This window comes from Propylenella binzhouense (assembly GCF_009866965.1).
In the GTDB taxonomy this organism is placed as follows: Bacteria; Pseudomonadota; Alphaproteobacteria; order Rhizobiales; family Afifellaceae; genus Propylenella; species Propylenella binzhouense.
Genome location: NZ_SPKJ01000163.1, coordinates 1 through 5790, shown reverse-complemented (window position 1 = coordinate 5790; position 5790 = coordinate 1). Strand labels below are relative to the sequence as shown.

Here is a 5790-nt window from a genome sequence, read left to right as displayed (position 1 = left end):
ACGGCGGGGCAGGCGGCAATGGCGGCGCGCCGGGCGGCGGAGGCGGCGGCGGAGGCGCGGCGCGGAACGGCCTCGCCTCCGGCAAGGGCGGCGACGGCGGCCGGGGCGAATGCTGGGTGATCTCGATCGGGTGAGGCGGGCGATGGGCGAAGTGGAAAGATACGCGATCGTCGAGGGCGGCATCGTCACCAACGTGGCGCTCTGGGACGGCGAGGCCGAATGGACGCCGGATGCCGGCGAGGCGATCCCCTGTCCGGCCGGGACCGGCATCGGATGGACATGGGACGGCGAGGCTTTCGCGCCGCCCGAGACCGGGTGAGCCGTCCGCACATCCAGCCCTGGCCCGCCCCTCCGGCGGGCCTTTTCATGATTGGAGGTCCTCATGACGACGCTCGAGATCCAGCGGCGGCTCGCCGCGCTCGGCTACGATCCGGGGCCGCTCGACGGCATTCGCGGGCGGCTCACGATCGCCGCCGTGAAGCGGTTCCAGACGGATCGCGGGCTCCTCGCGGACGGCATCGCCGGGCCGCTCACCATCGCGGCGCTGTTCCCGGAACCCGCGGGCGCGAGCGCGCAGGCGCTGCCGTGGTACGCCGAGGCCGAGCGCCTCATGGGGACCCGCGAGATCGCGGGACGGCAGCACAATCCGGCGATCATCGGCTGGGCGCGCCGGCTCGGGCTCGGCTATCGCGACGACGAGACGCCCTGGTGCGGGCTCTTCGTGGCGCACTGCATCGCCGCCGCGCTGCCGGACGAGGCGCTGCCGGCCAACCCGCTCGGCGCCCGCAACTGGCTGCGCTTCGGCGCGGCCGCCCCGGCGCAGAAGGGCGCCGTGCTCGTCTTCTCCCGCCCCGGTTCGTCGTGGTCGGGCCATGTCGGCTTCCATGCCGGGGAGGACGCGACGGCGTTCCACGTGCTCGGCGGCAACCAGTCGAACGCGGTGAACGTCGCGCGCATCGCCCGCAGCCGGCTTCTCGGCGCGCGCTGGCCGAGGAGCGCCGCCTTCGCGCGGTCGGAGACAATGCGCGCCGCCGGCGGGGGAGTGCTTTCCGCGAACGAGGCCTGACGGCTCAGGCCGGAAACATCAGCGCATCGGGGCCGAACAGCGAGCGATAGAGCTCGACATCCGCGCCGTAAGCCGCGCCGACCCGATCGACCAGCTCGCCGTCATAGAGCGTCGCCGGGTCGGGGCTTTCGCCTCCGCGCTGCAGGAGGAGGATATCGAGCGGCGGCAGGTCCGGATCTCCGGCCATCTTCCGGTACGTCTCGGTCCCGTGGCGCGTCAGGCCCCGGGCGTCGAGGATCTCGATGCCCGTCCGCTCCGCGAGGCGCTCGGCGGCAGCCGCGAAAGCCTCGACGCGGAACCAGTCGTCATAGGCGTCATAGACGAGGAAATCGACCTGCGGGCGCCAATGGTGGTTCTCCCGCAGGGCATCCTTCCGCGTGACCAGCCGGACGAAGGTCCGGAACGTGAGATCCGCCGGCGCGACGGCACGCCGGTCGAGATCGAGGAGCTGCCACATCGGCGGCTCGCGCGCGACCATCTTGTCGAGATAGGCGCTCGCGAGGCGCCGGAACGGGCATCTGAGGAACACGAAGGTGTAGCGGGCGCGCGCAAGGCTCGGGAGGTCGGCGGAGAAGGTGTCGTTGTTGGCGTGGATCCAGAAGAAATCGGCGGCGGAGCCGACGCAGCCGTTCGCCTTCGCGAGCGAGAGCCGCATGGTCGAGCAGGCGTTCTTCGGGATCATCGTGTAGACCGCGTCGGCCCGATAGAGCCTCAGCGCGTGCCGCGCGGCGAAAGCGTGCGCCGGATTGGCCGAAAGGGGCCCGTCGCTCGCCGCGGAATAGCGGAAGGTCCGCACCATCGCGCTGCTCTCCCTTCGTCCGGACTTCGGAACAATCCTCCCGTTTCGTTCCGCCCGTTCTCGCGGCTCGCGGCCCCGCCGTCAACGCGCCGGCGCGCCGGCGCGGCCCCGGCGCGCACCGGGAACCCTTCAACTTCAGACGAAAAGGACAGACAAATGGATCTCAGGCAGGTTTCCAAGGCGATCGCCGGCGCGACGGCAAGCGCGATCGCGGCGACAGGCAGCGCGCTCGTGGTCGTGCCGGATTCAGTAGTCATGCCCTGGTGGGGCTACGTTCTGGTCGGAATCATCAATGCCGGAATCGGCTTCGCGGCCGTCTATCTGGCGCCGGCAAACAGTTCAGCCTGAGCGGTCGGCGCGGTTCTTCTTGCGCAAAACGCCGTTTGACGCCACCTGTCCTCTCCGTTCAACGAGTGGATCATTCAGCGCCGGTTCAGGCGCGAGATGCAAAAAACGGCGTTCATGAGGGTGTTCCGAGCAGTCCTGATCGCTGCGATCGCCGTCTTGCTGGCGACGCCGGCGACGCTCGCGCAGCCCGACCCGGGACGGGGACGGGGCGGACCGCCCTTCCTCCACGGCAGGCCCAACGCCAAGATCCCTCCCGGACAGATGAAGGGCCGGCAATTCCATCCCCCGGCGCCGGCTGCTCCGCTCGCGCCTTTCGTGGCGCCAGCCGCGCCGCAGCCGGCGCCGGCACCGGCGCTGCCGTCCGGCTGCCTTTCCCAGCAGCAGGCGAACGGCTATGTGCGGGGGCAGCAGGTGATCTCGCTTTCCGCGGCCCTGCGGCGCTCGGGCGTTCCCGGCCAGCCGGTGCGCGCCGCCCTCTGCGCGCGCGGCGGGACCCTGGTCTACGAGGTCGGCGTGCTCGGACCCGGCGGCCAGTTGCGCACGCTGACCATTCCGGCCAATTGACGAGGCCGGAAAGGGGAACGCGATGCGGGTTCTGGTGATCGAAGACGACAAGGACCTCAACGCGCAACTCGCCGACGCGCTGCGCGAGACCGGCTACGTGGTCGACGCGGCCTTCGACGGCCAGGAGGGACATTTCCTCGGGGATACCGAGCCCTACGACGCCGTGATCCTCGATATCGGCCTGCCGCAGATGGACGGGCTCAGCGTCCTCGAACAATGGCGCCGCGAGGGACGGACCATGCCGGTCCTGCTTCTCACCGCGCGCGACCGCTGGTCGGACAAGGTGCAGGGCATCGATGCCGGGGCCGACGACTACGTGGCGAAGCCTTTCCACATCGAGGAGGTGCTCGCGCGGATCCGCGCGCTCGTCCGCCGCGCGGCGGGGCATGCCTCGAACGAGCTCGCGGTCGGGCCGCTGAGGCTCGACCTGAAGTCGGGCCGCGTGACCGTCGACGGCCGGCCGGTCAAGCTCACCGCCCACGAATACAAGGTGCTCGAGTACCTGATGCACCATTCGGGGAAGGTGGTCTCGCGCACGGAGCTCACCGAGCACGTCTACGACCAGGACTTCGACCGCGATTCCAACACGATCGAGGTCTTCGTCGGACGGCTCCGGAAGAAGCTCGGGATCGACGTGATCGAGACCGTGCGCGGCATGGGGTACCGGATCGCGGCGGCGGATGCGTCCTAAATCACTGACGTTCCGGCTCGCCCTGATCGGGGCGACCGGCAGCGCCTTCGCCCTTCTGATCGCGGCGGTCGTCTTCGTCTCGCTGTTCCGGCAATCGGCCGAGCGGGCGTTCGACGACCGGCTGAGCTCGCTCCTCAGCGCGCTTGTCGGAGCCGCAATCTCCGAGACGGGGGTCGACACCGCGAGCGCCGACATGATCGCCGAGCCGCGCTTCTCGCTGCCGCAATCCGGCTGGTACTGGCAGATCCGCGATACCCGGACCGGCGAAGTCGTGGCGGCCTCGTTCTCCCTCTTCGGCGACAGCCTTCCCGAGCTCGACCTGCCCTCGCGCGCCGACGACCAGCGCGTGCTCGAGATCACCGGGCCGGACGACAAGCGCCTGCGCGCGCTCGAAAGGCTCATCACGGTCGGCGAAGGTCCGAGCTACGCCGTCCTCGTCGCCGGAGACGCCGACGCGCTGGCGCAGGAGGTCGCCCGGTTCGGAACCATCGTCGGGCTCACCCTCGGCGCGCTCGCCATCCTGCTCGCGCTCGCCGTCGCGCTCCTGATCCGATTCGGACTGAGGCCGCTGCGCGACGTCCGGTGGGCGCTGCGCCGGGTGCGCCAGGGCGAAGCCGCCCAGCTCGAGGGCGAGTTCCCGGCCGAGATCGCGCCCCTCGTCGCCGACCTCAACGCGCTCCTCACCTCCAACCGCGAGATCGTCGAGCGCGCCCGTACCCATGTCGGCAACCTCGCGCATGCACTGAAGACGCCGCTCGCGGTGCTCCAGAACGAATCGCGCGACGTCGCTCATCCGCTTGCCCGCAAGGTGGCCGAACAGGTGGCGCTGATGCGCGACCAGGTCGGGCATCATCTCGACCGCGCGCGCATCGCCGCGCAGTCGAACGTCATCGGGGCGGTGACGCCGGTCGGGCCCGTGCTCGACGGGCTCACGCGCGTCATGCGCAAGATCTACCAGGACCGCGCGCTTGAAATCTCCGTCGAATCGAAGCCCGACCTGCGCTTCCGCGGAGAGCGGCACGACCTCGAGGAGATGATCGGCAATCTCTTCGACAATGCCTGCAAATGGGCGCGCGGGCGCGTGCGGATCGTCGTCTCCGGCCGCGCCGACCGGCGCCGTCCGCTGCTCGTCGTCATCGTGGAGGACGACGGCCCCGGCCTTCCCGACGCGCAGAAGGCGGCCGCGCTCGCGCGGGGCGGCCGGCTCGACGAGAGCAAGCCGGGATCGGGCCTCGGCCTCTCCATCGTGATCGAGCTGGCGAGCATCTATGGCGGCTCGCTTTCGCTCACGGAAGGGGGGCTCGGCGGCCTTTCCGCCAGCCTCGTGCTGCCAAGCGCGACGAAGGAGGACCTCTGACCCAATTTCGCCATTCTGTGCTGGAACTCGGGCGGAGGGGCAACGTTTGCCGACGAGATATCCGGCGGCGGGACGGGAAGGGATCTCGAGATGCGGAAGATTGCAATTGCGGCGGCGACGGCCTCGGTTCTCGTCGCCGGATGCAGCACCGGGCCGAACGGAGGCCCGCCGGCCGAAGGCGTCGGGGCGCTGACGGGCGCGGTCGCCGGGGGCGTGATCGGCAGCCGGTTCGGCGGCGGCGCGGGCAAGGTCGTGGCGGCGACGCTCGGCGCGGCGGCGGGCGGCCTGATCGGCTCGCAGATCGGGCGCTCGATCGACGAGCGCGACCGCCAGATCGCGATGGATGCCGAGTACCGGGCGCTCGAATACGGCCGCGCCGGCCGGCCGGAGAACTGGCGGAACGAGGCGACGGGCACCTATGGCGAGGTGGTCGTCGGCCCCGGCTACACCGTCAACGCGCTCGACTGCCGCGACTATACGCACAGCGTCTATATCGACGGCCGTCCGCAGGTTGCGCGCGGCACTGCCTGCCGCCAGCCCGACGGCAGCTGGCGCGTGGTGAGCTGAACTCGCCCTTGACCGGGATCAAAGCCGAAGGCTGCCATTCGGGGCGATGTCCGACGGTCGCATTGTAGCCCGTTCCAGGACGGACTACATGCGGCGGCAAGCGAGGATTGCGAGCCGCCGTGCTGTTTTGGATCTTGCTGACGATTCTGACCGGCGCCGCCGTCCTGGCGGTGCTGGTTCCGCTCGGCCGCGTGCCGAAGGCGGGCCCCGAGGGCAGGGCCCACGACGCGGCGGTCTATCGCGACCAGTTGCAGGAACTGGAGCGTGAGCGCGCCGCGGGCCTGATCGGCACGGAGGAGGCGGAATCCGCGCGCGCGGAGATTGCGCGGCGGCTGCTCGCGGCCGAAGCGGCGCAGGCGCCGCCGGCAGCAGGCGGCCGCGCTGAGCGGCGCCGGGCG

Annotated in this window: 9 protein-coding genes; 8 read left to right on the top strand and 1 reads right to left on the bottom strand. The window is 70.8% G+C overall.

Annotation, left to right across the window (positions count from 1 at the left end):
- The first annotated feature begins 109 nt into the window (after positions 1 to 109).
- Both E4O86_RS22165 and E4O86_RS22160 read left to right on the top strand, forming a co-directional pair.
- On the top strand, positions 110 to 319 hold the full coding sequence (locus tag E4O86_RS22165) for a hypothetical protein (RefSeq protein ID WP_161142721.1): 210 nt from the start codon (positions 110 to 112) through the stop codon (positions 317 to 319).
- Between the two features lie 63 nt (positions 320 to 382).
- Positions 383 to 1066, top strand: coding sequence for an NlpC/P60 family protein (locus tag E4O86_RS22160; RefSeq protein ID WP_161142720.1), 684 nt, complete (start codon positions 383 to 385; stop codon positions 1064 to 1066).
- A 4-nt stretch (positions 1067 to 1070) separates the two neighbouring features.
- On the opposite strand, the gene E4O86_RS22155 is transcribed toward E4O86_RS22160, so the two are convergent.
- Positions 1071 to 1865 (bottom strand): sulfotransferase family 2 domain-containing protein, encoded by a 795-nt coding sequence (locus tag E4O86_RS22155; protein ID WP_161142719.1) that lies wholly within the window; start codon positions 1863 to 1865, stop codon positions 1071 to 1073.
- A gap of 156 nt (positions 1866 to 2021) precedes the next feature.
- On the opposite strand from E4O86_RS22155, the gene E4O86_RS22150 reads away from it, so the two are divergent.
- From E4O86_RS22150 to ccmI, 6 genes are all read left to right on the top strand, one after another.
- Positions 2022 to 2213 carry a hypothetical protein gene (locus E4O86_RS22150; protein WP_161142718.1) on the top strand — a complete coding sequence of 64 codons (192 nt, stop codon included), beginning with the start codon at positions 2022 to 2024 and terminating at the stop codon, positions 2211 to 2213.
- Positions 2214 to 2327: 114 nt separating this feature from the next.
- The gene (locus tag E4O86_RS22145; RefSeq protein ID WP_161142717.1) at positions 2328 to 2777 is read left to right on the top strand and encodes a PepSY domain-containing protein; all 450 of its coding nucleotides are present in this window, start codon (positions 2328 to 2330) and stop codon (positions 2775 to 2777) included.
- 22 nt (positions 2778 to 2799) lie between these two features.
- Positions 2800 to 3468 carry a response regulator transcription factor gene (locus E4O86_RS22140; protein ID WP_161142716.1) on the top strand — a complete coding sequence of 223 codons (669 nt, stop codon included), beginning with the start codon at positions 2800 to 2802 and terminating at the stop codon, positions 3466 to 3468.
- Positions 3458 to 4825 (top strand): ATP-binding protein, encoded by a 1368-nt coding sequence (locus E4O86_RS22135; RefSeq protein WP_161142715.1) that lies wholly within the window; start codon positions 3458 to 3460, stop codon positions 4823 to 4825. Before E4O86_RS22140 ends, E4O86_RS22135 begins: the two co-directional genes overlap by 11 nt.
- 90 nt (positions 4826 to 4915) lie before the next feature.
- The gene (locus E4O86_RS22130; RefSeq protein WP_161142714.1) at positions 4916 to 5392 is read left to right on the top strand and encodes a glycine zipper 2TM domain-containing protein; all 477 of its coding nucleotides are present in this window, start codon (positions 4916 to 4918) and stop codon (positions 5390 to 5392) included.
- A 107-nt stretch (positions 5393 to 5499) separates the two neighbouring features.
- Positions 5500 to 5790 (top strand): c-type cytochrome biogenesis protein CcmI (gene ccmI / locus E4O86_RS22125; RefSeq protein ID WP_246206556.1); only part of this gene is annotated, 291 nt, incomplete at its 3' end.

What these genes read in the sequence shown, in the direction of transcription:
- E4O86_RS22135 (WP_161142715.1), top strand. Translation starts at nt 3,458, where the DNA reads ATGCGTCCTAAATCACTGACGTTCCGGCTCGCCCTGATCGGGGCGACC.
- E4O86_RS22150 (WP_161142718.1), top strand. Translation starts at nt 2,022, where the DNA reads ATGGATCTCAGGCAGGTTTCCAAGGCGATCGCCGGCGCGACGGCAAGC.
- E4O86_RS22165 (WP_161142721.1), top strand. Translation starts at nt 110, where the DNA reads ATGCTGGGTGATCTCGATCGGGTGAGGCGGGCGATGGGCGAAGTGGAA.
- E4O86_RS22155 (WP_161142719.1), bottom strand. Translation starts at nt 1,865, where the DNA reads ATGGTGCGGACCTTCCGCTATTCCGCGGCGAGCGACGGGCCCCTTTCG.
- E4O86_RS22145 (WP_161142717.1), top strand. Translation starts at nt 2,328, where the DNA reads ATGAGGGTGTTCCGAGCAGTCCTGATCGCTGCGATCGCCGTCTTGCTG.
- E4O86_RS22160 (WP_161142720.1), top strand. Translation starts at nt 383, where the DNA reads ATGACGACGCTCGAGATCCAGCGGCGGCTCGCCGCGCTCGGCTACGAT.
- E4O86_RS22130 (WP_161142714.1), top strand. Translation starts at nt 4,916, where the DNA reads ATGCGGAAGATTGCAATTGCGGCGGCGACGGCCTCGGTTCTCGTCGCC.
- E4O86_RS22140 (WP_161142716.1), top strand. Translation starts at nt 2,800, where the DNA reads ATGCGGGTTCTGGTGATCGAAGACGACAAGGACCTCAACGCGCAACTC.